The sequence below is a fragment of the Geodermatophilus aquaeductus genome, assembly GCF_900182545.1.
GTDB lineage: Bacteria > Actinomycetota > Actinomycetes > Mycobacteriales > Geodermatophilaceae > Geodermatophilus > Geodermatophilus aquaeductus.
This window is the reverse complement of the sequence record NZ_FXTJ01000001.1, coordinates 719,352-745,447: the sequence shown is the minus strand read 5'-3', so window position 1 is coordinate 745,447 and position 26,096 is coordinate 719,352. Positions and strand designations below refer to the sequence as shown.

The 26,096-nt window shown below is 74.0% G+C and carries 23 protein-coding genes; 22 read left to right on the top strand and 1 reads right to left on the bottom strand.

What is annotated here, in order from left to right; translation table 11 throughout:
• Positions 1-5 precede the first annotated feature (5 nt).
• From FN207_RS03675 to FN207_RS03665, 3 genes are read left to right on the top strand one after another with little or no spacing between them, the layout of a single operon-like run.
• A complete protein-coding gene (locus FN207_RS03675) occupies positions 6-1,025 on the top strand; it encodes an ABC transporter permease (protein ID WP_221888015.1) in 1,020 nt (339 codons plus the stop codon).
• Positions 1,015-2,034 carry an iron chelate uptake ABC transporter family permease subunit gene (locus tag FN207_RS03670; RefSeq protein WP_142456952.1) on the top strand — a complete coding sequence of 340 codons (1,020 nt, stop codon included), beginning with the start codon at positions 1,015-1,017 and terminating at the stop codon, positions 2,032-2,034. The genes FN207_RS03675 and FN207_RS03670 overlap by 11 nt, the downstream gene beginning before the upstream one ends.
• Complete coding sequence (locus FN207_RS03665; protein ID WP_142456951.1) at positions 2,031-2,789, top strand: iron ABC transporter ATP-binding protein; 759 nt, start codon at positions 2,031-2,033, stop codon at positions 2,787-2,789. Before FN207_RS03670 ends, FN207_RS03665 begins: the two co-directional genes overlap by 4 nt.
• A gap of 104 nt (positions 2,790-2,893) precedes the next feature.
• Here FN207_RS03665 and FN207_RS03660 read toward each other — a convergent pair whose 3' ends face one another.
• Positions 2,894-3,565, bottom strand: coding sequence for a hypothetical protein (locus FN207_RS03660; RefSeq protein ID WP_221888014.1), 672 nt, complete (start codon positions 3,563-3,565; stop codon positions 2,894-2,896).
• A gap of 267 nt (positions 3,566-3,832) precedes the next feature.
• Between FN207_RS03660 and FN207_RS03655 the strand changes: the two genes are divergently transcribed.
• The 19 genes from FN207_RS03655 to FN207_RS03565 all read left to right on the top strand — a co-directional run bounded on the left by FN207_RS03655 (position 3,833) and on the right by FN207_RS03565 (position 25,963).
• A complete protein-coding gene (locus tag FN207_RS03655) occupies positions 3,833-5,614 on the top strand; it encodes an N-acetylglutaminylglutamine amidotransferase (RefSeq protein ID WP_142456950.1) in 1,782 nt (593 codons plus the stop codon).
• Between the two features lie 10 nt (positions 5,615-5,624).
• Positions 5,625-7,388 (top strand): N-acetylglutaminylglutamine synthetase, encoded by a 1,764-nt coding sequence (gene ngg / locus FN207_RS03650; protein WP_221888013.1) that lies wholly within the window; start codon positions 5,625-5,627, stop codon positions 7,386-7,388.
• Positions 7,389-7,466: 78 nt separating this feature from the next.
• A complete protein-coding gene (gene crcB, locus FN207_RS03645) occupies positions 7,467-7,832 on the top strand; it encodes a fluoride efflux transporter CrcB (RefSeq protein ID WP_142456949.1) in 366 nt (121 codons plus the stop codon).
• Positions 7,829-8,179 (top strand): fluoride efflux transporter FluC, encoded by a 351-nt coding sequence (locus tag FN207_RS03640; RefSeq protein WP_142456948.1) that lies wholly within the window; start codon positions 7,829-7,831, stop codon positions 8,177-8,179. The genes crcB and FN207_RS03640 overlap by 4 nt, the downstream gene beginning before the upstream one ends.
• Positions 8,180-8,252: 73 nt before the next feature.
• On the top strand, positions 8,253-9,668 hold the full coding sequence (locus tag FN207_RS03635) for an alpha,alpha-trehalose-phosphate synthase (UDP-forming) (protein WP_142456947.1): 1,416 nt from the start codon (positions 8,253-8,255) through the stop codon (positions 9,666-9,668).
• Positions 9,665-10,405: a trehalose-phosphatase gene (otsB, locus tag FN207_RS03630; RefSeq protein ID WP_142456946.1), complete on the top strand. Its 741-nt coding sequence runs from the start codon at positions 9,665-9,667 to the stop codon at positions 10,403-10,405. The genes FN207_RS03635 and otsB overlap by 4 nt, the downstream gene beginning before the upstream one ends.
• A 321-nt stretch (positions 10,406-10,726) precedes the next feature.
• Complete coding sequence (locus tag FN207_RS03625) at positions 10,727-12,319, top strand: methyl-accepting chemotaxis protein (protein ID WP_142456945.1); 1,593 nt, start codon at positions 10,727-10,729, stop codon at positions 12,317-12,319.
• A 45-nt stretch (positions 12,320-12,364) separates the two neighbouring features.
• Entirely contained in the window at positions 12,365-14,002 is a 1,638-nt protein-coding gene (locus FN207_RS03620) for a methyl-accepting chemotaxis protein (protein ID WP_142456944.1), read from the top strand.
• 386 nt (positions 14,003-14,388) lie between these two features.
• Positions 14,389-16,020 carry a methyl-accepting chemotaxis protein gene (locus FN207_RS03615; protein WP_142456943.1) on the top strand — a complete coding sequence of 544 codons (1,632 nt, stop codon included), beginning with the start codon at positions 14,389-14,391 and terminating at the stop codon, positions 16,018-16,020.
• A gap of 30 nt (positions 16,021-16,050) precedes the next feature.
• On the top strand, positions 16,051-17,652 hold the full coding sequence (locus FN207_RS03610) for a methyl-accepting chemotaxis protein (protein WP_142456942.1): 1,602 nt from the start codon (positions 16,051-16,053) through the stop codon (positions 17,650-17,652).
• Between the two features lie 210 nt (positions 17,653-17,862).
• Entirely contained in the window at positions 17,863-20,232 is a 2,370-nt protein-coding gene (locus FN207_RS03605) for a chemotaxis protein CheA (protein ID WP_142456941.1), read from the top strand.
• 1 nt (position 20,233) lies between these two features.
• Positions 20,234-20,686, top strand: a complete 453-nt coding sequence (locus FN207_RS03600) for a chemotaxis protein CheW (protein WP_185938138.1) — start codon at positions 20,234-20,236, stop codon at positions 20,684-20,686.
• A gap of 156 nt (positions 20,687-20,842) precedes the next feature.
• Positions 20,843-21,736: a hypothetical protein gene (locus FN207_RS03595; RefSeq protein ID WP_142456940.1), complete on the top strand. Its 894-nt coding sequence runs from the start codon at positions 20,843-20,845 to the stop codon at positions 21,734-21,736.
• Between the two features lie 542 nt (positions 21,737-22,278).
• Positions 22,279-23,391, top strand: coding sequence for a protein-glutamate methylesterase/protein-glutamine glutaminase (locus FN207_RS03590; protein WP_142456939.1), 1,113 nt, complete (start codon positions 22,279-22,281; stop codon positions 23,389-23,391).
• Positions 23,388-24,212: a CheR family methyltransferase gene (locus FN207_RS03585; protein ID WP_142456938.1), complete on the top strand. Its 825-nt coding sequence runs from the start codon at positions 23,388-23,390 to the stop codon at positions 24,210-24,212. The genes FN207_RS03590 and FN207_RS03585 overlap by 4 nt, the downstream gene beginning before the upstream one ends.
• Positions 24,209-24,598 (top strand): response regulator, encoded by a 390-nt coding sequence (locus FN207_RS03580; RefSeq protein WP_246065728.1) that lies wholly within the window; start codon positions 24,209-24,211, stop codon positions 24,596-24,598. The genes FN207_RS03585 and FN207_RS03580 overlap by 4 nt, the downstream gene beginning before the upstream one ends.
• Positions 24,595-25,116 (top strand): chemotaxis protein CheX, encoded by a 522-nt coding sequence (locus FN207_RS03575; protein WP_142456937.1) that lies wholly within the window; start codon positions 24,595-24,597, stop codon positions 25,114-25,116. The genes FN207_RS03580 and FN207_RS03575 overlap by 4 nt, the downstream gene beginning before the upstream one ends.
• Positions 25,113-25,475, top strand: a complete 363-nt coding sequence (locus FN207_RS03570) for a response regulator (RefSeq protein ID WP_142456936.1) — start codon at positions 25,113-25,115, stop codon at positions 25,473-25,475. The genes FN207_RS03575 and FN207_RS03570 overlap by 4 nt, the downstream gene beginning before the upstream one ends.
• Positions 25,472-25,963 carry a hypothetical protein gene (locus FN207_RS03565; protein ID WP_142456935.1) on the top strand — a complete coding sequence of 164 codons (492 nt, stop codon included), beginning with the start codon at positions 25,472-25,474 and terminating at the stop codon, positions 25,961-25,963. The genes FN207_RS03570 and FN207_RS03565 overlap by 4 nt, the downstream gene beginning before the upstream one ends.
• Positions 25,964-26,096 lie beyond the last annotated feature (133 nt).

Sequence of the window (26,096 nt, the reverse complement as noted above, 5' to 3'; positions counted from 1 at the left end):
TCTCCGTGACGGCGCTCCACCCGCAGCCGACGAGCACCTCCACGCCCGCGCGCCCCCGGCGCACCGGCGCGGGGGTGCTCGTCGGCGTGCTGCTCGCGGTCCTCGCGGTCGCCAGCCTGTTCATCGGCGTCTCCGACGTGTCCCCGGTCTCGCTCCTGTCCGGGGACTCCGACGGCACCGCGGCCTTCCTGCTCGTGGCGAGCCGGATCCCGCGCACGGTCGCGCTGGTCCTCGCCGGCGCCTCCCTGGGCATCGCCGGGCTGATCATGCAGATGCTCGTGCGGAACAAGTTCGTGGAGCCCAGCACCACGGGCGTCACCGAGTTCGCGACACTGGGCATGCTCGGCACGACCGTCGTCGTCCCGGGCATGGCGGTCGTCGGCAAGACGGCCGTCGCCGCGGTGTTCGGCCTCGTCGGCACCTGGGTCTTCCTGCGGGTGGTGCGGGCGGTGCCGGTCCGCCAGCTCGTGCTCGTCCCGCTGGTCGGCATCATGCTCGGCGGCGTCGTGGGCGCCGTGACGACGTTCTTCGCCTACCGCCTCGACCTCCTGCAGTCCCTGATGCAGTGGTCGCAGGGCAGCTTCGCCGGCGTCATGCAGGGCCGCTACGAGTTCGTGTGGATCGCCGGCGCGATGGTCGTCGTCGCCTGGGTCGCCGCCGACCGGTTCAGCGTCATCGGCCTCGGCGAGGAGTTCGCGACCAACCTGGGCCTGGACTTCCGGCGCGTGGTCGCCGTCGGGATGGTCGTCGTCGCGGTGATCACCGCGGCGGTCCTCGTCACGGCGGGGCTGATCCCGTTCCTCGGGCTCGTCGTCCCGAACGTCGTCAGCCTGCTCATCGGCGACAACGTGCGCCGGGCGATCCCCTGGGTCGCGGTGCTCGGTGCGGTGTTGGTCGTCGCCTGCGACATCGTCGCGCGGACCGTGCGCTTCCCCTACGAGATCCCGCTGTCGGTCGTCGTGGGCGTCGTCGGCGCGGTCCTGTTCCTCTGGCTGCTGCTGCGGAGGCGGAGCCGTGCTCACTGACCCCGCCCCGACGACGTCCGCGCGACGGGCCGACCGCTCCCCCCGCGCCGGCCTGCGCCGCACGGGTCCCGCCGTCCGCCTGGCCGCGCTCGGCGTCCTCGTCCTCGTCCTGACGGCCGTCTACCTGGTCACCGACGTCCCCGGGTCGCTCTCCTACGCGCTGGAGAAGCGCAGCCTCACCGTGCTGGCGATGCTCGTCGTCGCGACGGCGGTCGGCGTCTCCACCGTCGTCTTCCACACGATCACCCAGAACCGTGTGCTCACCCCGTCGATCATGGGGTTCGACGCGTTCTACGTGCTGGTCTCGACCGTCGTCGTCTTCACCGCCGGCTCCGCGGCGTTCCTGACCGCCGACCCGTTCGTGCTGTGGGCCGTCCAGGTGGCGGTGATGGTGGCCTTCAGCGTCGTGCTGTTCACCTGGCTCTTCGGCGGGAAGCGGCGGTCGATCCACCTGATGCTGCTCGTCGGCATCGTGCTGGGGACGTTCTTCCGCAGCATCAGCGAGTGGATGCAGCGGATGCTCGACCCGCTGGACTTCCAGGTGCTCAGCGATGCCTTCTTCGCCTCGCTGACCCGGCCCGACGAGACTCTGCTGCTGCTCACCGCGGTCCTCGTGGCCCTCGGGGTCGCCGCCGTCGTGCCGCTGCTGCGCACGCTCGACGTGCTGACGCTGGGCGAGCCGGCGGCCGTGGGCCTGGGCGTCGACCACCGGCGCGTGGTGCTCACGCTGTTCACCGTCGTCTCGGTGATGGTCGCCGCGTCGACGGCGCTGGTCGGGCCGGTCCTGTTCTTCGGCCTGATCGTGGCCAACCTGGCCTACTCGTGGGCGGGGTCCTTCCGGCACGTCTGGACGGTCCCGACCGCGGTGGCCCTCGGCGTGGTCTGCCTGCTCGGCGGCCAGCTGGTCCTCGAGCGGGCGCTCGGCTTCGGCGGGGCCCTGTCCACGGTCATCGACTTCGCCGGCGGGCTGTTCTTCCTGTACCTCGTGCTGCGGAAGGGGGCGCGGTGATCGCGCTCGAGGGCGTCACCAAGCGCTACGCCGGCCAGACGGTGGTCGACGACGTCTCGATCAGCTTCGGCGGGGAGGGGGTGACGGCGCTCATCGGCCCGAACGGCGCCGGCAAGTCGACGCTGTTCGGTCTGGTCGGGCGTCTCGTGCGGCCCGATGCCGGCCGGGTCACCGTGGACGGCCTGGACGTCGCGACGACGTCGTCGCAGGAGCTCGCCCGGCGCCTCGCCGTCCTGCGCCAGGACAACCACGTCGCCGCGCGGCTGACCGTCCACGACCTCGTGGAGTTCGGGCGCTTCCCGCACTCCCGGGGCCGGCTCACGGTGGCCGACCGCGAGCACATCGAGCGCGCGATCGCCTACCTCGAGCTCGACGCCTACCGGGGCCGCTTCCTCGACGAGCTCTCCGGGGGCCAGCGCCAGCGGGCGTTCATCGCGATGGTGCTCGCGCAGGACACGGAGTACGTCCTGCTCGACGAGCCGCTCAACAACCTCGACCTGCGGCACATGACCGAGATCATGCGGCTGGTCCGCGAGATGGCCGACCAGCTCGGCAAGCGGGTGGTCACCGTGCTGCACGACGTCAACTTCGCGGCCACCTACGCCGACCGCATCGTGGCGATGCGCGAGGGCCGGGTGGTGGCCGACGCCCCCGCCCGCGAGGTCATGCGCCCGGAGGTCCTGGCGGCCGTCTACGACACGACGGTCGACGTCCGGGAGATCGACGGCCGGCCGGTCGCCCTCTACTACGGCTGAACCCGGCGTCGCGGGGCGCTCGCGTGCTGTGCACGTACCGCGCCCGAGCCCGCCCGCGGACCGCGCTGCGTGCACACGGCGTCAGGGGCGTGCGGCGTGCGGTCCTACGCCCAGCGGGCCAGGGCCGTGCTCGTGCCGGGCGCCACCACGGTGAACCCCGCGTCGACGACCTCGACGCCGGCGTGCGGACGCAGCCGCGTCCAGCGGGCGACGTCCGGGTGCTCGACGACCACCGGGAAGCCGGCGGCGGACCACGCGGCCAGCCGCGGCGCGGGCATCCGCATCGCGGTCAGCTGCGCGGCGTGGCCGCACGCCGCGGCGGCCTTGCCCAGCGGCAGGAAGGGCTCCGGGCACACCGACACCACGACCGGGCCGCAGGGCACGGGGTCGACCGCGCCGACGGCGTCCGGGTCCTCCAGCTCGCTGCCCGACAGCTGCAGCTTCGCGACGTCGCGCGGGATCTCGTCCAGCGCGCAGGGCACCAGTGCGCGGACCTCCGCGCCGGCCGCCGACACCGTCACACCGGGCAGTGCCCCGACCCGCGTCCACGCCACTCCCCTGGCCCGCCGGCAGTGCTTGCGGATGGCGCCGTCGGTCCACCGCCGCACCCGCGGGTGCCACTCGCCGCCCGGCAGCGCCCGGTCGTCGGCGAGCAGCCGCACCACCGCGATGGCCGCGGCCGCGCAGACGGCGGTCCGGGTCGGCGGTGCGGTCCTCTCGACACGGACGACGAGCTGCATCGCCCAGGGCGCCTCGCCGGGCGGATCCGCGACCACGTCCCCACCCTGCCGACCGGCCACGGCCGACGGCGCGGCGGGTTCCGGGGACACGCCCGGACACCGGAGGGCGGAACCGCCGCCGCCAGCGCTCGACGTCGTTCGACGAGGGCGCCGGCCTCGTCGACGTCCCCGCCGCGGTCGCCGCCCTCACCGCCTGACGGCGTCCCCACGGCCCGGTTCCACGTGGAACCGGGCCGTGTGACGTCTCTGTGAACTCCCCCGGCCACGTCGCGTGAGGCGTCGGCCCGGTGTTGGATCGAGTGCATGTGCGGCCTCTCCGGCGAGATCAGGTTCGACGGCTCCCTGGCCGACACCACCGCGGTGGCGCGGATGGTCGAGGCGCTGGTCCCCCGCGGGCCGGACGGCCAGGGCCAGTGGAGCGCCGGCCGGGTGGCGTTCGGCCACCGGCGGTTGTCGGTCATCGACCTGTCGGCCAGCGGCTCCCAGCCGATGGTCGACAGCGAGCTGGGGCTCGAGGCGGTCTTCAACGGCTGCATCTACGACTACAAGGAACTGCGCGCCGAGCTGGAGGGCCACGGCTACCGCTTCTTCTCCACCAGCGACACCGAGGTCCTGCTCAAGGGCTACCACCACTGGGGCGTCGACTTCGTCGACCACCTGCACGGCATGTTCGTCGTCGTCATCCACGAGCGGGACACCGGCCGGATCGTCATGGCCCGCGACCGGCTGGGCATCAAGCCGCTCTACCTGTCCGAGACGCCGGGCCGGCTGCGGTTCGCCTCGTCCCTGCCGGCCCTGCTGCGCGCCGGCGACGTCGACACCTCCATCGACCCGGTCGCGCTGCACCACTACCTGACCTGGCACGCCGTCGTCCCGGCGCCGCGCACGCTGCTCAACGGCGTCCGCAAGCTGCCGCCGGCCACCGTGCGCGTCATCGAGGCCGACGGCACCAGTCGCGAGCACCGGTACTGGGAGCCCACCTACGAGCGGCGCCCCGAGCACTCCGGCTGGTCGGCGCGCGACTGGGAGGACGCGATCGAGGAGGCGCTGCGGGTCGCCGTCCGCCGCCGCCTGGTCTCCGACATCCCGGTCGGCGTGCTGCTGTCCGGTGGCCTGGACTCCAGCCTGATCGTCGGGCTGCTCGCCCAGGAGGGGCAGAGCGACCTCGCCACCTACTCGATCGGCTTCGAGACCGTCGGCGGGCACGCGGGCGACGAGTTCCGCTACTCCGACGTCATCGCCGAGCGGTTCGGCACCAACCACCACCGCATCCGCGTCTCCTCCGACGAGCTGGCCGCCGCCCTCGGGCACGCGATCGGCGCGATGGCCGAGCCGATGGTCAGCCACGACGTCGTCGCCTTCGACCTGCTGTCGGAGCGGGTCAGCCAGTCGATCCGGGTGGTGCAGTCCGGGCAGGGTGCCGACGAGGTCTTCGCCGGCTACCACTGGTACCCGCCGCTGGCCGACGTCGACCGCGAGGAGGCCGTCGAGCGCTACGCGGCGGCCTTCTTCGACCGGGGCTCGGAGGACATGCGCGCCCTGGTCGGCGAGCGATACGCCCTCGACGGCGACCCGAGCCTGGACTTCGTCCGCGACCACATGTCCCGGGCCGGCGCGCAGACCGCCGTCGACGCCGCGCTGCGCCTCGACAGCGAGGTCATGCTCGTCGACGACCCGGTCAAGCGGGTGGACAACATGTCCATGGCGTGGGGCCTGGAGGCCCGCGTGCCCTTCCTCGACCACGACCTGGTGGAGCTGGCGGCCCAGTGCCCGCCGGAGCTCAAGCTCGCCGACGGCGGCAAGGGCGTGCTCAAGGCGATCGGCCGCCGGATCATCCCGCCGGAGGTCATCGACCGGCCCAAGGGCTACTTCCCCGTGCCGGCCATCACCCACCTCGAGGGCAAGGTGCTCGGGCTGGTGAAGGACGCCTTGTCCAGCGACGCCGCGCGCGAGCGGGCGCTGTTCCGCCCCGAGTACGTGAACCGGCTCTTCGAGGACCCCAACAGCGAGCTCACGCCGCTGCGGGGGAACAAGCTCTGGCAGCTGGGGCTCCTGGAGCTCTGGCTGCAGAACCACGGGGTCTGAGGAGGACACCGTGGCAGCACCCCGGCTCGCCGGACACCGACGTCGCACGACCGTGGCCGGCACCCCCGACCTCACCGGCCGCAACTGGACCCGGCCCTCCGAGCACCAGCTGGAGGGCATGGACAGCGACGTCGTGCTGGACCTGGCCTGGGGCCGGCTGGTCTTCGGGCAGACGTTCTCCGAGATGCGCAACATCCTCGCCGCGCTGCGCGCCGAGGAGAGCGGCCAGCGCGACATCTGCATCTACGCGCGCGACCCGCACGTCCTCGTGGGCCTCGCCCCCGACGAGCTGTTCATCGACCCCAGTTACACCTACCGGCTCGACCTCTACCGCTACCGGCCCCGCCCCGAGTTGATCCGCGGCATCTTCGTGCGCACGGTGACCTCGCTCGAGGACATGCAGGCGATCAACGAGATCTACGCCCGCAACAACATGGTCACCGGCGACCCGGAGACCATGTGGGCCAACCACCGCACCCGCTGCTTCACCTACCTCGTCGCCGAGGACCGGCGGACGCGGCGGATCGTCGGCACGGTCACCGGCGTCGACCACGTGCTGGCCTTCGGCGACCCCGAGAGCGGCACGAGCCTGTGGTGCCTGGCCGTCGACGCCCAGAGCGCGCCGCCCGGCACCGGTGAGGCGCTCGTGCGGGTGCTGGCCGAGCGCTACGTCGGCCGCGGCCGCTCCTACGTCGACCTCTCGGTCATGCACGACAACTCCGGGGCCATCGCGCTGTACCGCAAGCTCGGCTTCGTCCGGGCACCGGCGGTGTGCGTCAAGCGCAAGAACCCGATCAACACGCCGCTGTTCGCGGCCCGCCCGCCGGGCGTCACGGAGCTCAACCCCTACGCCCGGATCATCGCCGACGAGGCGCTGCGCCGCGGCATCCGCGTCGAGGTCACCGACGCCGAGTTCGGCGAGATGCGGCTGGCCCTGGGCGGGCGCCGGGTGCTGACCCGCGAGTCGCTGTCGGAGTTCACCACCGCCGTCGCCATGAGCCGCTGCGACGACAAGCGGGTCACCCGCCGGATCGTCGAGGCCGCCGGCGTCCGCGTGCCGCGCGGCGTCACCGTGCCGGAGGGCGACCCCGGCCCGGCGCTCGAGCTGCTGGCCGCATGCGGCGAGCTCGTGGTCAAGCCCGCCCGCGGCGAGCAGGGCAAGGGCATCACCGTGGGCGTGACCACCGGGGAGGAACTCGACCGGGCCGTGGCCGCCGCGCGGCTGTTCTGCCCCGACGTGCTCGCCGAGGAGCTGGTGCCCGGCGAGGACCTGCGCGTCGTCGTCATCGACCACGAGGTGGTCGCCGCGGCGGTGCGCAAGCCCGCGGAGGTCGTCGGCGACGGCCGTCGCAGCATCACCGACCTGGTCCGCGAGACCAGCCGGCGCCGGGAGCGGGCCACCGGCGGGGAGTCGCGGATCCCGCTCGACGACGTCACCGCCGACGTCGTCCGCGCCGCCGGGTACGCCATGGACGACGTCCTCCCCCACGGCGAGCGGCTGCGCGTGCGGCGGACGGCGAACCTGCACACCGGCGGCACGATCGAGGACGTCACCGACCGGCTGCACCCCGACGTCGCCCAGGCGGCGATCCGGGCCAGCCGCGCCATCGGCATCCCGGTGACCGGCATCGACTTCCTCGTGCCCGACGTCGAGGGCCCCGACGCGGTGTTCGTCGAGGCGAACGAGCGGCCGGGCCTGGCCAACCACGAGCCGCAGCCGACCGCCGCGCGCTTCGTCGACCTGCTCTTCCCCGAGACCCGCCAGCGCCTCTGACAGGGGCGGCATAGGAAGCTCTACGCACGTCTCGGCCCCCGGAGCGTGGGGAGAGCTCCCTATGCCCCGGAGGTGCGGGTGGCCTACCTGCTCGCGGCGCTCGGGGGCGCCGTCGGGGCGCTGGCCCGGTGGGGCGTCGCCGAGGCACTCCCCCGCCCCGACGGCGGCTGGCCGTGGGCAACGCTGTTGGTCAACCTCACCGGCTGCCTGCTGATGGGGGTCCTGCTCGGCGCGCTCGCCACCCGCGACCCCGAGCCGGCCTGGGTGCAGCCGTTCCTGGCCGTCGGCGTCCTCGGCGGGTACACGACGTACTCCGCGTTCGCGGTGGAGGTCATCGACCTGGCCGACGCCGGCGCGGTGGCCGGGGCGCTCGGCTACGTGCTCGCCTCGGTGGTCGGCGGCGTGCTGGCCGTGGCGGCCGGGGCGCGGGTGGTGCGCCGGTGACCCCGCTGCTGGTCGCGGCCGGCGCGCTGGCCGGCGCCCCGCTGAGGCTGCTCGCCGTCCGGCTGGCGGGACGGTCGGACCGGGACCCGTCCGTGGCCACGCTGGCGGTCAACGTGGCCGGCGCGGTGGTCCTCGGGGTGCTGCTCGGCCTGCGCGACGTGCCGGCCGGGGTCCTCGCGCTCGTCGGGACCGGCTTCTGCGGCACGCTCACGACCTTCTCCAGCTTCGGGGCCGACGTCGTCCGGCTGTCCGAGGCGCGCGCCGTCGTCCGGGCGGCGGTGTACGTGGCGGTCACACTGGTCGCCGGCCTCGCGGCGGCGGCCGCCGGGTACCTGCTGGCCCGCTGACCGGCCGGATCTCCGGCCCGCTGACCGCCCGAGGGTGCCTGACGGGCGCGGCCTGGATAGGGTCGGGACCGGTATGGCCGGGTCAGACGCGGGAGACGTGCGGGCGGACAGCCCCGTCGTCGTGGTGGCCAACCGGCTGCCGGTGGACCAGGTGACCGACCCCGACGGGACGACGCGCTGGCAGCGCAGCCCCGGCGGCCTGGTCACCGCCCTCGAGCCCTTCGTCGCCGGCCGCGGCGGCGCGTGGGTGGGCTGGTCCGGGTCGGCCGGCGAGGCGCCCGAGCCCTTCGAGTCCGGCGGGATGTCGCTCATCCCCGTCGAGCTCTCGGAGGAGGAGGTCGACCGCTACTACGAGGGCATGTCCAACGCCTCGCTGTGGCCGCTGTACCACGACGTGGTCGAGAAGCCGGAGTACCACCGCACCTGGTGGGACACCTACGTGCAGGTCAACAAGCGCTTCGCCGACCGCGCCGCCGAGGTCGCCGCCGACGACGCGATCGTCTGGGTGCACGACTACCAGTTGCAGCTGGTGCCGGCGATGCTGCGCCAGCGCCGCCCCGACCTGACCATCGGCTTCTTCCTGCACATCCCGTTCCCGCCCTATGAGCTGTTCACCCAGCTGCCGTGGCGCTCGGCGATCGTCGAGGGGCTGCTCGGCGCGGACCTGGTCGGCTTCCAGCTCCCCAGCGCGGCGACCAACTTCGTGCAGCTGGCCCGGCGGCTGCACGAGCTGCCCACCAGGGGCCCGACGATCGAGTACGACGGCCGCACGGTCACCGCGCGCGCGTTCCCGATCTCCATCGACGTCGCCTCCTTCGACGAGCTGGCCTCCTCGCCGGAGGTGCTGGCCCGCGCCAAGGAGATCCGCGCCGAGCTCGGCGACCCGGAGAAGGTCATCCTGGGCGTCGACCGGCTCGACTACACCAAGGGCATCAGCGTCCGGTTGCGCGCCTTCCAGGAGCTGCTCGAGGACGGCGTCGTCGAGGCGCCCGGCACGGTCATGGTGCAGGTGGCCACCCCCAGCCGGGAGCGGGTCGAGCACTACGTGCACATGCGCGAGACGATCGAGCAGCAGGTCGGGCACATCAACGGCGTGCACGGTTCCATCGGCGCCCCGGTGGTGCAGTACTTCAACCAGTCGATGCCCCGCGAGGAGCTCGCCGCCCTCTACCGCGCCGCCGACGTCATGCTCGTGACGCCCTACCGCGACGGCATGAACCTGGTGGCCAAGGAGTACGTCGCCGCGCGCGGGGACCACGGCGGCACGCTGGTCCTCTCCGAGTTCGCCGGGGCCGCCGCGGAGCTCAAGCAGGCGTTCCTGGTCAACCCGCACGACATCGCCGGCGTGAAGAACCAGCTGCTGCGCGCGCTGCGGGTCGAGCCGGCCGAGGGCGCCCGCCGGATGCGCGCCATGCGCCGGTACCTGGTCAAGCACGACCTCGACCACTGGGCGTCGTCGTTCTTCGACGCGCTCAAGGCCCAGGCGTGACCGTTCCCGCCGACCTGGCCACGGCGCTGGCCGCGCTGGCCGGGCGCCGTCCGCTGCTGGTCGCCACCGACTACGACGGCGTCCTGGCCCCGCTGGTGGGCGACCCCGGTGCCGCGCTCCCCTCCCCCGGCGCCGCCGAGGCGCTCGCGCGGGTCGCCGCCGCCGACGGTGTGACCGTCGCGCTGGTCAGCGGGCGCGGACTCGAGGACCTGCGGGCGGTCAGCGGCTTCGCCGGCCCCTACCGCTGGATCGGCAGCCACGGCGCCGAGTTCGGCGGCCCGCTCACCGGGCAGTTGGCCGGCCGCCGCGACGCGCTGGCCGCGTCGCTCACGCCGCTGGTGACCGCCGTCCCCGGTGCGCGGCTGGAGGTCAAGCCGGCCAGTGTCGCCGTCCACGTGCGGCAGGTCGCCGACCCGGCCGCGGCGGCCGCGCTGCTGGCGTCCGCCGACGCGGCCGCCGATCCGTCACTGACGAAGAAGCCGGGCAAGGCGGTGCTCGAGCTCGCCGTGACCGACGCCGACAAGGGCAGCGCCGTCACCCGGCTGCGGGACGAGCTCGGCGCGGCCGCGGTGCTGTACCTCGGCGACGACCGCACCGACGAGGACGTGTTCGCCACGCTGGGACCGGACGACGCCGGCATCAAGGTCGGCGAGGGCGAGACCACCGCGCGGTACCGCGTGGCCGATCCCGCCGCCGTCGTCGCGGTGCTGCGGACGCTCGGCGACCTGCTCGCCTGACCCGCGCCGCCTGACCCGCGCGACACGGCGCGTCGCGGCGCGTCGCCGGGTGACCGTCCGCCGCGCGGACGCCGACCCGGCTCCGCGGGGTCGACAGGTCACCCCCGCCCCCGTCCCACCTGCGCGGATGCCGGGGACGGCCGCCGGTCACCACCGGGCGCCGTCGACTCGGCGACGGCGCAGCGCACGGTCCCCGCCCGGACCACAACGATCCGTCCGCGGCGGTTTCCCGTGCCGGGGCGCGGGCGGCGCCGGCCCCCACCATTCCCGTGCACGCCCGTCACATCCGTCGCAGCGTGCGCAGGACGCCCAGGAGGCCCCGTGAACGCCGCACCCCACCCGCAGGCCGGCTGGTTCGCCGACCGTCCGCTGTCCGTGAAGTTCGGCGCGCTCGTCGCCGTCGGCACGCTGTCACTGGGTGGACTGCTCGCGGCGACGACGCTCGGCCACGGAGCCGTCCGGGAGCAGCAGCAGCAGGCCGAGGCGCTCAACGACGCCCAGGAGCTCGTGCTCCAGCTCGACACCCGGGCCAGCGAGCTCAAGGTCGACGGCTTCAAGGCCATCGTCCGCGAGGTCCCGGCGGAGCAGCTCGCCGAGCTGGCCGACGACGTCGCGACCCCCGAGGCGCTGCTCGACGAGCTCGCGCAGATCGAGCTGACCGGTGACAGCGCGGCCGCCGTCGACGCCCTGCAGGGCTCCTACGGCGACTACACCGACGCGATCACCACGTTCGTCAACAGCGCCGTCGCCGACCAGGCGGGCACGCGGCTGCGCTGGGAGGACATCCAGGCCGCCAACGACCTGACCGACGCCGCCGTCGGCGAGGCCAAGGACACCCTCCAGGCGGAGGCCGAGGCCGCCGCGGTCGCCCTCGAGGACACCGTCACCCGGTACGAGACGATCGCCTTCCTGGTGGCCGCGAGCGGCTTCCTGCTGCTCGCCGGGCTGAGCTGGCTGACCGCCCGCTCGGTGATCCGGCCCGTGCGCACCGTGCAGGCCTCCCTGGAGGCCCTCGCCCAGGGCGACCTGACCCGCGCCACCGGCATCCGGTCCCGCGACGAGGTGGGCCGGATGGCCGTCGCCCTCGACCTCGCCCAGACCACCCTGCGCGAGGTGCTGGACACCGTCGCCGCCTCCGCGGACGCCGTCGCCGCCTCGAGCGAGGAGCTGTCGGCGTCGTCGGCGCAGATCTCGGCCTCGGCGGAGGAGACCTCCGCGCAGTCCGGCGTCGTGTCCGCCGCCGCCGACGAGGTGTCGCGGTCGGTGCAGACGGTGGCCGCCGGCGCGGAGCAGATGGGCGCCTCGATCCGGGAGATCGCGACGAACGCGGCCGAGGCCTCCGCCGTCGCCGCGCGGGCCGTCACGGCCGCCGAGACGACCACCGCCACCGTCGCCAAGCTCGGTGAGAGCTCGGCGGAGATCGGCAACGTGGTCAAGGTCATCACCTCGATCGCCGAGCAGACCAACCTGCTCGCCCTGAACGCCACCATCGAGGCGGCGCGGGCCGGCGAGGCCGGCAAGGGCTTCGCGGTCGTGGCCAACGAGGTCAAGGAGCTCGCGCAGGAGACGGCGAAGGCCACCGAGGACATCGCCCGCCGCGTCGAGGCGATCCAGAAGGACACCGGGGCCGCGGTGAGCGCGATCGGTGAAATCTCCCAGATCGTCGCGCAGATCTCCGACCGGCAGACCACGATCGCCTCCGCCGTGGAGGAGCAGACCGCCACGACGAGCGAGATGTCCCGCTCGGTGGCCGAGGCGGCGCAGGGGTCGGGGCAGATCGCCGACAACATCTCCGGCGTCTCGGCCGCGGCCGACTCGACCACCCAGGCGCTGTCGCAGACGCGCGTCGCCGTCGACGAACTGTCGCGGATGGCCGCCGACCTGCGCACCAGCGTCAGCCGCTTCACCCACTGAACCAGTCCCCCGTGGCCGGCACCGGTGCCGGCCACGGGGCCGTACGTGAGAGGCACCACCGTGCACCTGTCCTGGCTCTCCTCCCTGCGCGTCGGCCGCCGGCTCGGCCTCGCCTTCGGCGCGGTCGGCGTCCTGGTCGCCGTCAGCGCCGGCGCCGGTCTGTCGGCCGTCGCCGAGCAGCGCGACCTCGCCGAGGAGCTGAGCCTCGCCGACGCCGTCCTGGCCGACGCCGAGACGGCCCGCTTCCAGATCGCCGACGTCACCGGCTGGCAGGGCCTGGTGGTCGCCGACGCCGTCACCTTCGGTCCCGCGGTCGCCCTCGCTCCGGGTGCCTACAACCGCTCCGGCCTCCTGGACAGCAAGGACGCCGTCTACGCCTGGCTGGACGAGGTCGACACCTCGGCGATGAACGAGGAGGAGGCCGCGGCCTTCGCCGAGCTCCGGCCGGCCTGGGACAACTACTTCGCCTGGGACGACCGGGTCGTCGAGTGGCTGTCGGCCGGCACCCCGGAGGGCTTCCGCACCGCGCTCGAGAGCATCAACGGCGGCGAGGCGGGTGAGGGCTACGGCATGGTGCTCGACCTCGCCGACCGGATGCAGGCCTCGGCGAGCCAGCGCGCGGAGGACCTGCGGGCCCAGCAGGACTCGGCGCAGACCCGCGCCACCGTGCTGCTCAGCGCCGTCGGCCTGGCCGCGCTGGTGCTGGCAGTCCTGTGCGCGGTGCTGGTGGGACGGTCGGTCGTGCGTCCGCTGCGCCGGGTCCAGACGGTGGCCGCGAGCCTGGCGGCGGGTGACCTCACGGCCCGCACCGGCATCCGGCGCGGCGACGAGGTCGGCGAGGTCGCCGCGGCCCTCGACGCCGCTCAGGACGAGCTCCGCGCGGTGATGGCCGCGGTCGCGGCGTCCGCCGACGCGGTGGCCGCCTCGTCCGAGGAGCTGTCGGCGTCCTCGGCGCAGATCTCGGCCTCGGCGGAGGAGACCTCCGCGCAGTCGGGCGTGGTGGCCGGCGCGGCCGAGGAGGTGTCGCGGTCGGTGCAGACCGTGGCCGCCGGCGCGGAGGAGATGGGAGCGAGCATCCGGGAGATCGCCACCAACGCCGCCGAGGCGTCGGCGGTGGCCGCCCGAGCGGTGACCGCCGCGGAGACGACCACCGCCACCGTGGCCAAGCTGGGCGAGTCCTCCGCCGAGATCGGCAACGTCGTCAAGGTGATCACCAGCATCGCGGAGCAGACCAACCTGCTCGCGCTGAACGCCACCATCGAGGCGGCGCGGGCCGGCGAGGCCGGCAAGGGCTTCGCGGTCGTGGCCAACGAGGTCAAGGAGCTCGCGCAGGAGACGGCGAAGGCCACCGAGGACATCGCCCGCCGCGTGGAGGCGATCCAGAAGGACACCGGGGCCGCGGTGAGCGCGATCGGTGAGATCAGCCAGATCGTCGCGCAGATCTCCGACCGGCAGACCACCATCGCCTCCGCGGTGGAGGAGCAGACGGCGACGACGAGCGAGATGTCCCGCTCGGTGGCCGAGGCGGCGCAGGGGTCGGGGCAGATCGCCGACAACATCTCCGGCGTCTCGTCGGCGGCCGACTCGACCACCCAGGCGCTCTCGCAGACGCGCCTCGCCGTCGACGAACTGTCGCGGATGGCGGCCGATCTCCGCACCAGCGTCAGCCGTTTCACGCACTGATTCCTGCGTCAGCGCGGTCGGCCATTCGGACGGCCGCGCTGACGCATTCCCCGGGAATGGCGGGGACGCCCCGGAGCCATCGGCTCCACGGAGCCGCTCGTCAGGCCCGGAGCCGATGGACGACCTGTATCGCGGGGCTCTGACCAGCGATCCAGCCACCTGTCGACACGGCTACCCGGTCGTGCAACGGTCATCCGCCATTCCGCGGCGCCATGTCGACATGGTGTCCGGAATGGCTCTCGCGTTGCCTCGTGCAACCATTTACGGCCGTGTTCGGATCGTTACCGACACGCCATTTCCGGACGGCGCGGGTTCCTTTCCCGATCCGTCACAGTCCTCCCGTCAGCGCGATCCGGGCGCTGCGCCGAAAAGATCTGGAGAACCCGATGACCATCCCGACCGACGTCCGCGAGTCCGGCACCCGAGCCGGCAGCTGGTGGGGTGATCGCGGCGTCACGACCAAGGTGCTCAGCACGGTGGCCCTGGGTGCGGTCGTGACCGGGACGGTCGGGCTGATGGGTCTGCAGGCGCTCGGCGACACCGCGGACTCCGCCGACTCGCTCTACCAGGCCAACCTCCAGGGCGCCGTCGCGGCGGCCGACGTCGACGGGATCCTCAGCGACATCCGCGTCGGGACCCGCAACGCGCTGCTGGCCGCCACCCCGCAGGAGAAGCAGGAGACGCTGGCCGCCGTCGAGGGGCTGCGCGAGGACCTCGGCGCCGCGCTGGAGACCTACGCGACCGGCGGGCTCGACGCCGAGCGGCAGGAGATCGTCGACGGCATCGACGCCACCATGGCCGACTTCGCCGACTTCCAGGACACCGTCCTCGCCCCGCTGGCGCTGGCCAACGACGTGCGCGGCTGGACCGCCGCCAACGACGCCCAGGGCGCCCCGCTGGTCACCTCGCTCACCGAGGACATCCAGCAGCTCCGCGACATCGAGATGGAGGAGGCCGCCGCGGCCGCCGCCGGCATCCGCTCGGACTACGAGTCGCAGCGCACCCTCGCGCTCGTCCTCATGGCCGTCGGCATCCTGCTGACCGCCGGCCTCGGCTGGGTCATCGCCCGCGGGATGGCCCGCCAGGCCCAGCGCGTGGGTGAGGTCACCGCGGCGCTGGCCCAGGGCGACCTGACCGTGCGCAGCGGCCTCAGCACCCGGGACGAGCTCGGCCGGATGGGGCAGTCCCTCGACGCCGCCGTCGTCGAGCTGCGCGGCGTCATGAGCTCCGTGGTCGGTGCCGCCGACGCGGTGGCCGCCTCCAGCGAGGAGCTGTCCGCCTCGTCGGCTCAGATCTCCGCCTCGGCGGAGGAGACCTCCGCGCAGTCCGGTGTGGTCGCCGGCGCCGCGGAGGAGGTCAGCCGCAACGTGCAGACCGTCGCTGCCGGTGCCGAGCAGATGGGCGCCTCCATCCGGGAGATCGCCACCAACGCCGCCGAGGCCTCCGCGGTCGCCGCCCGCGCCGTGACCGCCGCGGAGACCACCACCGCCACCGTCGCCAAGCTCGGCGAGTCCTCCGCGGAGATCGGCAACGTGGTCAAGGTCATCACCAGCATCGCCGAGCAGACCAACCTGCTCGCCCTCAACGCCACCATCGAGGCCGCCCGCGCCGGCGAGGCCGGCAAGGGCTTCGCGGTCGTGGCCAACGAGGTCAAGGAGCTGGCCCAGGAGACGGCGAAGGCCACGGAGGACATCGCCCGCCGGGTGCAGGCCATCCAGGGCGACACCACCGCCGCGGTGAGCGCCATCGGCGAGATCAGCCAGATCGTCGCGCAGATCTCCGACCGCCAGACCACCATCGCCTCCGCCGTGGAGGAGCAGACCGCGACCACCAACGAGATGTCGCGCTCGGTGCAGGAGGCCGCCCAGGGCTCCGGGCAGATCGCCGACAACATCACCGGCGTCTCCACCGCCGCGGACTCCACCACGCAGGCGCTCACCCAGACGCGCACCGCCGTCGACGAGCTCTCCCGCATGGCCGCCGACCTGCGCACCAGCGTCGCCCGCTTCACCTACTGACCCGGCACGAGAGACCCCAGGAGCACCCCCATGAGCACCCCCCGTGCCGGCCGTTCCGGCGGCTGGTTCGCCGACCGGCCGATCGCCGTCAAGATCGGCGCCGCGGTCGCCGTCCTCGCCGTCGTCGCCGTCGCCATGACCGTCCTCGCGGTCAGCCGGCTGTCGGCCGTCGAGGCCGCCGCGGCCCGGATCAACGACAACGTCGTCCGGCTGTCGGATCTCGCGAACATCCAGCGGTCCTGGCAGGGCGACCGGTCGCGGTACAACACCTACCCGATCGCCGACGCCCAGCAGCGGGCCGACCTGCGCGCCGACCTCGCCGAGCGGCGGGAGACCATCGACGGGCAGCTGGACGCCTACGCCGAGGTGACGGTCAACAAGACCGCCTTCGAGGAGTTCCGCGCCACCGTCGACGGCTACTACGAGGTCGCCGACACGCAGCTGCTCCCGGCCGCCGACGCCGGCAACCTGGCCGCCGCGGCCGCCGCGATCACCGGGCCGCTCCAGGACGCCTCCGACGCGATCATGGACCAGTACAACGCCATGCAGGAGCGGCGCGTGGCCGCCGGCCAGGCCGACACCGACGACGCCGTGGGGATCGTCTCCTCGGCCACCGCCACCCTGTGGATCTCCCTGGCCGCCGGCATCGCCGTCGCCGGCGGGCTGACCGTCCTCGTCGTCCGGCGGCTGGTGGCCACCGTCCGCTCGGTGCAGCGCTCGGTCGAGGCCCTGGCCGACGGCGACCTGACCGTGGTTCCCGACGTCCGCGGGCGCGACGAGCTCGGCCGCATGGCCGCCGCCCTCGGCACCGCGCAGGAGACGATGCGCGGCGTCATGGCCTCCGTCGCCGGCGCGGCCGACGCCGTCGCCGCCTCCAGCGAGGAGCTGTCGGCCTCCGCGGCGCAGATCTCGGCCTCGGCGGAGGAGACCTCGGCGCAGTCGGGCGTGGTGTCCGGCGCGGCCGAGGAGGTCAGCCGCAACGTGCAGACGGTCGCGGCGGGTGCCGAGCAGATGGGCGCCTCCATCCGGGAGATCGCGACCAACGCGGCGGAGGCCTCCGCCGTGGCTGCGCGGGCCGTCACGGCCGCGGAGACGACGACGGCGACCGTGGCGAAGCTGGGCGAGAGCTCGGCGGAGATCGGCAACGTCGTCAAGGTCATCACCTCGATCGCCGAGCAGACCAACCTGCTGGCGCTGAACGCCACCATCGAGGCCGCCCGCGCCGGCGAGGCCGGCAAGGGCTTCGCCGTGGTCGCCAACGAGGTCAAGGAGCTCGCGCAGGAGACGGCGAAGGCGACCGAGGACATCGCCCGCCGGGTGCAGGCCATCCAGGGCGACACCACCGCCGCCGTGGGTGCGATCGGCGAGATCAGCCAGATCGTCGCGCAGATCTCCGACCGGCAGACCACGATCGCCAGCGCGGTCGAGGAGCAGACCGCCACGACGAACGAGATGTCGCGCTCGGTGCAGGAGGCCGCGCAGGGTTCCGGGCAGATCGCCGACAACATCTCCGGCGTCTCGTCGGCGGCCGACTCGACCACGCAGGCGCTGACCCAGACGCGCACCGCCGTCGACGAGCTGTCCCGCATGGCCGCCGACCTGCGCACCAGCGTCGCCCGCTTCACCTACTAGGAGGCCTCCCTGCCCCCCACCGCTCGCACGCTCGCGGTGGGCCCCTGCAGGGAGGCCGCGCCCCGGGGCCGGCCGACGGTCGGCTCCGGGGCGGGGACTGCCGATGACAGACACCGACGACCGCTGCCCGGGTTCGCCTTGAGCCGGACCGGTGCGGCGTCGAACACCCAGCGGGACGACCCGCCCCAGACAGTGAGAGAGAAGGCACCGGTGGACGGTCTGGACGACATCGTCGAGGAGTTCCTCGTCGAGAGCCACGAGAACCTCGACCAGCTCGACACCGACCTGGTCGCACTCGAGCAGGAGCCGGACTCCCGCGAGCGGCTCTCGAGCATCTTCCGCACGATCCACACGATCAAGGGGACCAGCGGCTTCCTGGCCTTCGGCCGGCTGGAGGAGGTCACCCACGTCGGGGAGAACATGCTCTCCCGGCTGCGGGACGGCGTCCTGGCCCTGACCCCCGAGCGCACCAGCGTGCTGCTGCGCATGGTCGACACCGTCCGCTCGCTGCTCGCCTCGATCGAGGCCACCGGCGGCGAGGGCGGCGTGGACGTCTCCGCGGTCGTCGCCGAGATCAGCGCCGCCATGGAGGACCGCCCCGCCCCGGCCTCCTCCCCCGCCGTCGCGACGCCGGCGCCCGCCGCGGCCGTCGTCGCCGAGTCGGCCGCCGCGCCGGCCGCCGACGCCGCCGAGGCCGCCGCCGAGGTGGTCGCCGAGGCGGAGGCCGTCGTCGAAGCGGCTGCCGAGGTCGCCGTCGAGGTCGCCGTCGAGGAGCCGGTGCACGAGGAGGCGCCCGACGAGCACGCCGACGAGGACCACCACGAGGAGCACCCCGACGGCGGGTCCGGTCCGGCCGGCGCCGCGCGCCCGGAGGGCCAGGGCGGCCAGCAGCGCCGCGCCGTCGCCGACTCGACCATCCGCGTCGACGTCGACCTGCTCGACTCGCTGATGCTGCTGGTCGGGGAGCTGGTGCTCACCCGCAACCAGATCGTCCAGTACGTCGGCCGCTCCACCGACACCGACCTGGTGCGCGCCTCGCAGCGCCTGAACCTCATCGCCAGCGAGCTGCAGGAGGGCGTCATGAAGACGCGCATGCAGCCGATCGACCACATCTGGTCCAAGCTGCCGCGCGTCGTCCGCGACCTCGGCATCCAGTGCGGCAAGACCGTCCGCCTGGAGATGGAGGGCAAGGACACCGAGCTCGACAAGACGCTGCTCGAGGCGGTCAAGGACCCGCTGACCCACCTGGTCCGCAACTCCGTCGACCACGGCATCGAGTCCCCCGACCGCCGCCGTGCCGCCGGCAAGTCCCCCGAGGGCGTGCTGACCCTGCGCGCGAAGCACGAGAGCGGGCAGGTCGTCGTCGAGGTCGCCGACGACGGCGCCGGCATCGACCCGGTGAAGATCGGCGCCAAGGCCGTCGAGCGTGGCCTGGTCACCGCCGACCAGCTCTCCCGCATGGGCCCGCAGGACGTCCTGCAGATGATCTTCGCGCCCGGCTTCTCCACCGCCGCCGCGGTCACCAACGTCTCCGGCCGCGGGGTCGGCATGGACGTCGTCAAGACCAACATCGAGTCGATCGGCGGCACGATCGAGGTCGAGTCCGAGCCCGGCCGCGGCACCGTCTGCCGGCTGCGCATCCCGCTGACGCTGGCGATCGTCCCGGCGCTGACCGTCGAGTGCGCCGGCGACCGCTACGCGATCCCGCAGATCAGCCTGCAGGAGCTGGTCAGCCTCGACGCCGAGAAGGCCGCCAACGCCGTCGAGGAGGTCGGCGGCGCGCCGGTCTACCGCCTGCGCGGCGAACTGCTGCCCCTCGTGCGGCTCACCGACGTCCTCGGCCTGACCTCCGACCGGCACGACGGCCACGTGGTCATCGCGGTGCTGCGCTCGGAGGGCCGGCGCTTCGGCCTCGTCGTCGACCGGGTCATCAACACCGAGGAGATCGTGGTCAAGGCCGTCGGCGGCCAGCTCAAGGCGATCGGCCTGTACTCCGGGGCGACCGTCCTCGGCGACGGCGCGGTGGCGCTCATCCTCGACGTCCAGGCCCTGGCCCGCCGCGCGCTGCGCACCGAGACCGCCGAGCGCCAGGAGGCCCGCGAGGCCGCCGCGGCCGGCTCCGTAGCCGCCGAGACCGAGCGCCAGCGGATGCTGCTGGCCGCCATCGGCGAGGGCCGCCGAGTGGCGATCCCGCTGGACACCGTCACGCGGCTGGAGCAGGTGCGCGCGGAGTCCGTCGAGCGCGTCGGCAACCGCGAGGTCGTGCAGTACCGCGGCGCGATCCTGCCGATCGTCCGGCTCGACCGGCACCTGGGCGCCTACGGCACCAGCGAGCGCGAGGTGCTCGAGGTCATCGTCTACAGCGACCACGGCCGCAGCGTCGCGATCGTCGTCGAGGAGATCCTCGACATCGTCGACGGCGGGGCCGCCGTCCGCAGCGACATCGACGACCTGGGCCTGCTCGGCTCGGCCGTCCTCGGCGACAAGGTGACCGAGCTGCTCGACGTCCGCGCGGCCATCCTCGCCGCCGACCCGGCCTTCTACGCCACCGACCACTCCCCCGCCCTCCTGGAGGTCTGACGTGACGACCGCGACCGACACCCCCGCCCGGGCCACCAGCGGCCAGCTGGCGACCTTCCGGCTCGACGGCGACCTGTACGGCGTCGAGGTGGAGCACGTGCAGGAGGTGCTGCGCAGCCAGGTCCTGACCCGGGTGCCGCTGGCGCCGCCGGCCGTCGCCGGGCTGATCAACCTGCGCGGCCAGGTGGTCACCGCCATCGAGCTGCGCGAGCGGCTCGGCCGCCCGCCGCGGCCGGCCGGCACGGACGCCGTCGTCATCGTCGTGCGGCTGCACGGCGAGGCGGTCAGCCTGCTGGTCGACTCGATCGCCGACGTCGTCGACGTCGACGCGACCGACTTCGAGGCCCCGCCGGACACCCTCGACGGGCAGGCCCGCGAGCTCATCCGCGGCGCCTACAAGCTCGACGGGACGCTGCTGCTCGCCCTCGACGTTCAGAAGGCCGTCGGCGCGTGACAGAGGGTCACGAGCTCCTCACCTGACGGGTTCCGACACGCGGCCGTCACCCTTCGCCCCTCCGGCGATCGGGTGACGGCCGCGTGGCGTTGCGGGGGGATCGCGGCCAGCATGGTCTGGCCGCCCTCTCCTGGCGGTGCCGTCGGAGGGGGAGACGTGCCGTACTCGCTGGTCAGCGCCGCCACGCTGGGGTTCGACCTCGTCCGCCTGCCCGCCGGCCGCGCCGTCGCCGACGTGCTGCTCACCGGGCTCACCGCCGGCCCCGCCGAGCTCACCGCGCTCGCCGCCGGCGCCCGCACCCGCGGTGCCGACCGCGAGCAGCGCACCGTCCTGGCCGTGCGCGCCCGCCGCGCCCGCGAGCTGGCCGCCGGCGTGCCGCAGCTGCGCTCGGTGTCGCCGGGCGTGGGGGAGGACCGCACCGCCGTCCTCGTCGCCCAGCTCGAGCGCGGCACCATCGGCACCGCCGCGTCGCTGGAGCGCCTGCTGCGCGAGGACGTCCTCGGTCCCGAGCACCGCGCCGCCGCCGAGGCCGACGACGACGTCCGCGAGCAGGCCGCCGAGGTGCTCGCCGACGCCGCGGTGGGGGAGTGGGCCGCCGACGTGCTGCCCCCGCTCGTGCACCGCGAGCTCGTGGGCCCCTTCGCCGCCGTGGTGCCCGACGCGGCCGCCCGCGGCGCCGGTACCGACCTCGGCCCGGGCACCCCCGACCTGTCCTCGCTGCTGGCCACCTTCGCCGGCCTCGACGTCCGCGGCCGCGACCGCTGGCGGACCGCCGTCGACGAGGGCCGGGCCGCCCAGCGTCCGTGGGCGACCGCCATGCACGAGGCCTCCTGGGCCGCCCACGTCTCCGGGCGCACCCGCACGCTGGCCACCGCCCAGCTGCTCGCCGTCCGCGCCTTCGCCGACGGCGGGTTCGACGCCTCCGACGGCGCCGCGGGCTCCTGGAACGCCCTCGCCGGCGTCGTCCAGGCGTTCACGATGGGCGACCTGCTCGACAGCAGCGCGCTCGGCGTCCTGCTCGCGCCCTGGCACCGCGTCACCGGCCGCTGAGGTCCGCCGGCCCCGCGCCGGGTTTGATCATCGGCTGCGTGCACGGGACACGGGCCGACACGCCGCCGCGGCGTGCACACGTCCAATGATCATCTCGGGATGGGCGCCGGCCGGGCGCTGATCATCGGGTTCTCGCCGCCGACACGCGCGGACACGCCGGTGCGGGCGGCCACAGGCCGCATCTCGGCACCCGGCCACCGCCGCGCGCACGGGCCGGGACGACGTGCCGCCGCGGCGTCCGCCCGTCCGACGACCACCGCGCGTCCACGCAGGTCAGCGCCGTTCGGACCTGATCCGGCCGCCCGCGCGCGGGTCGACATGTCCCCGCCGCCCCCGCGGTCACCGCACACCCCGTAACGGTTGCGCGCTCCCGGTCAACACGACGGCTGGGGCGGCCGACAACTCCTGGGACAGGCGAGGCGGGTGGGAGACCCGGGGTCGTTCCGGATCAGGCCCCGGAGTGACCTTGACACCTCCTGCCGCGCTGCCGAGACCCCGACGACGGCCCTCGCAGGCCGGCCGCCGCTGGAGCAGGAGGACGTGTGGACCCGATCCGGGTGCTGGTGGTCGACGACTCGGTCGTCGTCCGCAAGATCGTGACCGATGTGCTGTCCTCCGACCCCGCCATCGAGGTCGTCGGGACGGCGGTCAACGGCAAGCTCGCGCTGACCAAGCTCGACACGCTCAAGCCGGACCTGGTCACGATGGACATCGAGATGCCGGAGATGAACGGCATCGAGGCGGTGCGTGCCATCCGGGCCCGCCGCAACCGCGTGCCGATCGTCATGTTCAGCACGCTGACCGAGCGCGGCGCCTCCGCCACCCTCGATGCGCTGTCCTCCGGCGCCAACGACTACGTGACCAAGCCGGCCAACGTCGGCAGCGTCGCGCAGTCGATGGAGAGCGTGCGCGAGCAGCTCATCCCCAAGATCAAGGCGCTCACCGGCCGCCCGGTGGGCCTGGGTGCCGCCCGCCCCGCCCCGGCGCCCGTCGCGGCCCGCCCGCCGGCGCCGCGCAGCGTTCCGCACAAGGCCCCCGCGGTGCTGGTCATCGGCTCCTCGACCGGCGGCCCCGAGGCCCTGGCCAAGGTGCTGCCCGCGCTGCCGGCCACCCTGCCGGTGCCGATCCTGCTCGTGCAGCACATGCCGCCGGTCTTCACCCGCCAGTTCGCCCAGCGGCTCGACCGCCTGAGCGCCCTGCGCGTCGTCGAGGCCGTCGACGGCACGCCGCTGCTGCCGGGCACCGTGCACCTCGCCCCCGGCGACCACCACCTGACCGTGCGTGGCACCGGCCGCGGCGCCACGACGATGCTGTCGCAGGGCCCGCCGGAGAACTTCTGCCGCCCCGCCGTCGACCCGCTGTTCCGCTCCGCGGTGACCGCCTACGACGGCGCCGTCCTCGCCGTGGTGCTCACCGGCATGGGCTCCGACGGCCGCAACGGCGCGAGCGTCATCCGTGACGCCGGCGGGACCGTCGTCGTCCAGGACCAGGCCACCTCGGTGGTCTGGGGCATGCCCGGCGCCGTCGCCTCCGCCGGCCTGGCCGACGAGGTCCTGCCCCTCGACCGGGTGGCCGAGGCCATCACCCGCCACCTCGCGCGCGCCCTCCCGCCGCAGCCCGCCCCCCTGACCCTCGCGACGGGAGCCCACCGATGACCCTCACCGCCACCCGGTTCGACTGGGTGCGCCAGCTGGTGCACCGCGAGAGCGCGATCGTCCTGGCGCCGGGCAAGGAGTACCTCGTCGAGGCCCGGCTGCTGCCGCTGGCCCGCAAGATGGGGATGTCCGACGTCGACTCCTTCGTCGACTCGGTGCGCAGCCGGCCGCGGCCGGACGACACCCGCTCGATCGTCGAGGCCCTCACCACGAACGAGACCTCGTGGTTCCGCGACGGCGACCCGTTCACCGCGCTGACCTCGACGGTGCTGCCCGCGCTGCTGTCGGCGCGCGGCCCGGCCGAGCGGCTGCAGATCTGGTCGGCGGCCTGCTCCAGCGGCCAGGAGGCCTACACGGTCGCCATGCTGCTCGAGGACGCGATGCCCAACGCCTCGGCGCGGGTCTCGATCACCGCCACCGACATCTCCCGCGAGATGGTCGAGCGCACCCGGGCCGGCCGGTTCAGCCAGCTCGAGGTCAACCGCGGCCTGCCCGCGCCGATGCTGGTCCGCCACTTCCAGCGGGCCGGCAGCGAGTGGGAGGTCGCGCCGAACCTGCGCCGCATGGTGACCGCCCGCGAGTGCAATCTGGCCGCCCCGCTGCCGCGGATGGGCCCGTTCGACGTCGTGTACCTGCGCAACGTCCTCATCTACTTCGACCTGCCCACCAAGCAGGCGATCCTCCGCCGGGTGCGCGAGCTCATGCGCCCCGACGGCTGGCTGTTCCTCGGTGCCGCCGAGACCACTCTCGGCGTCGACGACTCCTGGAGCCGCGTCGTCCTCGGCCGGACCTCCGCCTACCGCCCGCTGAAGGGGGCATGACCGTGCGCGCTCTGGTGATCGACGACTCCCGCGCCATGCGGCGCATCGTGACCGGCACCCTCGAGGGGTTCGGCTACGAGACGCGGCAGGCCGGACACGGGCAGGAGGCGCTCGACGTCCTGCACGAGGGCTGGGTGCCCGACCTCTGCACGATCGACTGGAACATGCCGGTGATGGACGGCCTGCAGTTCGTCAACGCCGTCCGCGCGAACCCGGGCTGGCGGGCGGTGACGCTGATGATGGTCACCTCCGAGAGCGAGCACGGCCAGATCGTGCGCGCCCTGGCCGCCGGCGCCCACGAGTACGTCATCAAGCCGTTCACCGCCGACGCCATCCGCGACAAGCTCGCGCTGCTCGGCCTGCTCCCGCAGGAGGTCTCCCTGTGACCGTCCCGACCGACAGCGGCGAGCGCCGCCGCGCGGGCGACCGTCCCCCGGCCATCGCCGAGCTGATCGACGAGGCGACCGTCCAGGAGATCACCGAGCAGGCGTGGCTCGCGCTCGTCGGCGAGGACGAGGTGCTCGTCCCGCTGCCGGCGCCGCTGCCGGCCGACACGCTCAGCTCCTGGGTCGAGATCGTCGGACCGTGGACCGGCAGCGTCGTGCTGACCTGCGGCCGCGACACCGCGCTGGCGCTCACCCGGGCGCTGCTCCGCGAGCACGCTCCCGAGGTGCTCGAGGAGGAGGACGTCGACGACGCGATGGGCGAACTGGCCAACGTCGTCGGCGGCAACGTCAAGGCCGTCCTCCCCGGCCCGTCGGTCCTCGGCCTGCCCGAGACCGGTACCACCCCACCCCCCGGCCGCGAGGCCGACACCTGCCGCGTCGACGTCCTGTGGCGCGGCGAGCCGCTGACCGTCTCCGTGCAGTCGCACGCCGAGCGAGAGAACGAGGTGCCCCTGTGAAGATCCTGGTCGCCGACGACAGCCGCGTCATGCGGCAGATCGTCATCCGCACCCTGCGGCAGGCCGGCTACGACGACCACGACATCGTCGAGGCCGAGGACGGCCGCGACGCCTACGAGAAGGTGCAGAGCGAGAGCCCGGACCTGGTCCTGTCGGACTGGAACATGCCGAACATGACCGGCCTGGAGTGCCTGCAGGCGCTGCGCGGCTCCGGCTCGTCGGTGCCCTTCGGCTTCGTCACCTCCGAGGGCTCGCCGGAGATGCGGGAGAAGGCCGCCGACGCCGGCGCGCTGTTCCTCATCGCCAAGCCGTTCACCGCCGACACCTTCACCGAGCACCTCGAGGGGGTGCTGGCGTGACCGCCCCACTCACCGTCGTCCTGCCCGACACCAAGGCCGTCAAGGACATGCTGTCGGGTCTCGTCGGCAAGCCCGTCTCGGTGACGCCGGGCGCCCCGGTGACGCCGACCGAGAAGGACCCCGTCTCGGTCGCCGTCTACGTCAGCCCCACGATGGCGGTCAACGCGCTGTGCGTGATGGACCTGCCGCTGGCGGCCTGGACCGGCGGCGCGCTGGCCCTGCTGCCCCCCGGTGGCGTCCAGGACGTCGTCGAGGAGGACGGCGAGCTCACCGCGATGCTCACCGAGGCCCTCCACGAGGTCGTCAACGTCCTCTCGGCGCTGTTCAACGTGCCGGGTGCCCCGCACTCGAAGCTGCACGCGTCCTACGCCCCCGGCGACGACCTGCCCGGCGACATCGCCGGCATGCTCGCCGCCTTCAACCGGCTCGACCTCGCCGTCGAGGTCCCCGGCTACGGCAAGGGCCGCCTCTCGCTCGTGGTGCCGTGACACCGTCGTCCTACCGGACGACACCGCGGCCAGGAGCCGTCCCCGACGGGCGCTGAGCACCAGCGCCGCGTCCGCCGGGGACCCTCCGGGCCCGCCACCGGCCACGACAGCGCAACCAGGAGCCGTCCCCGAC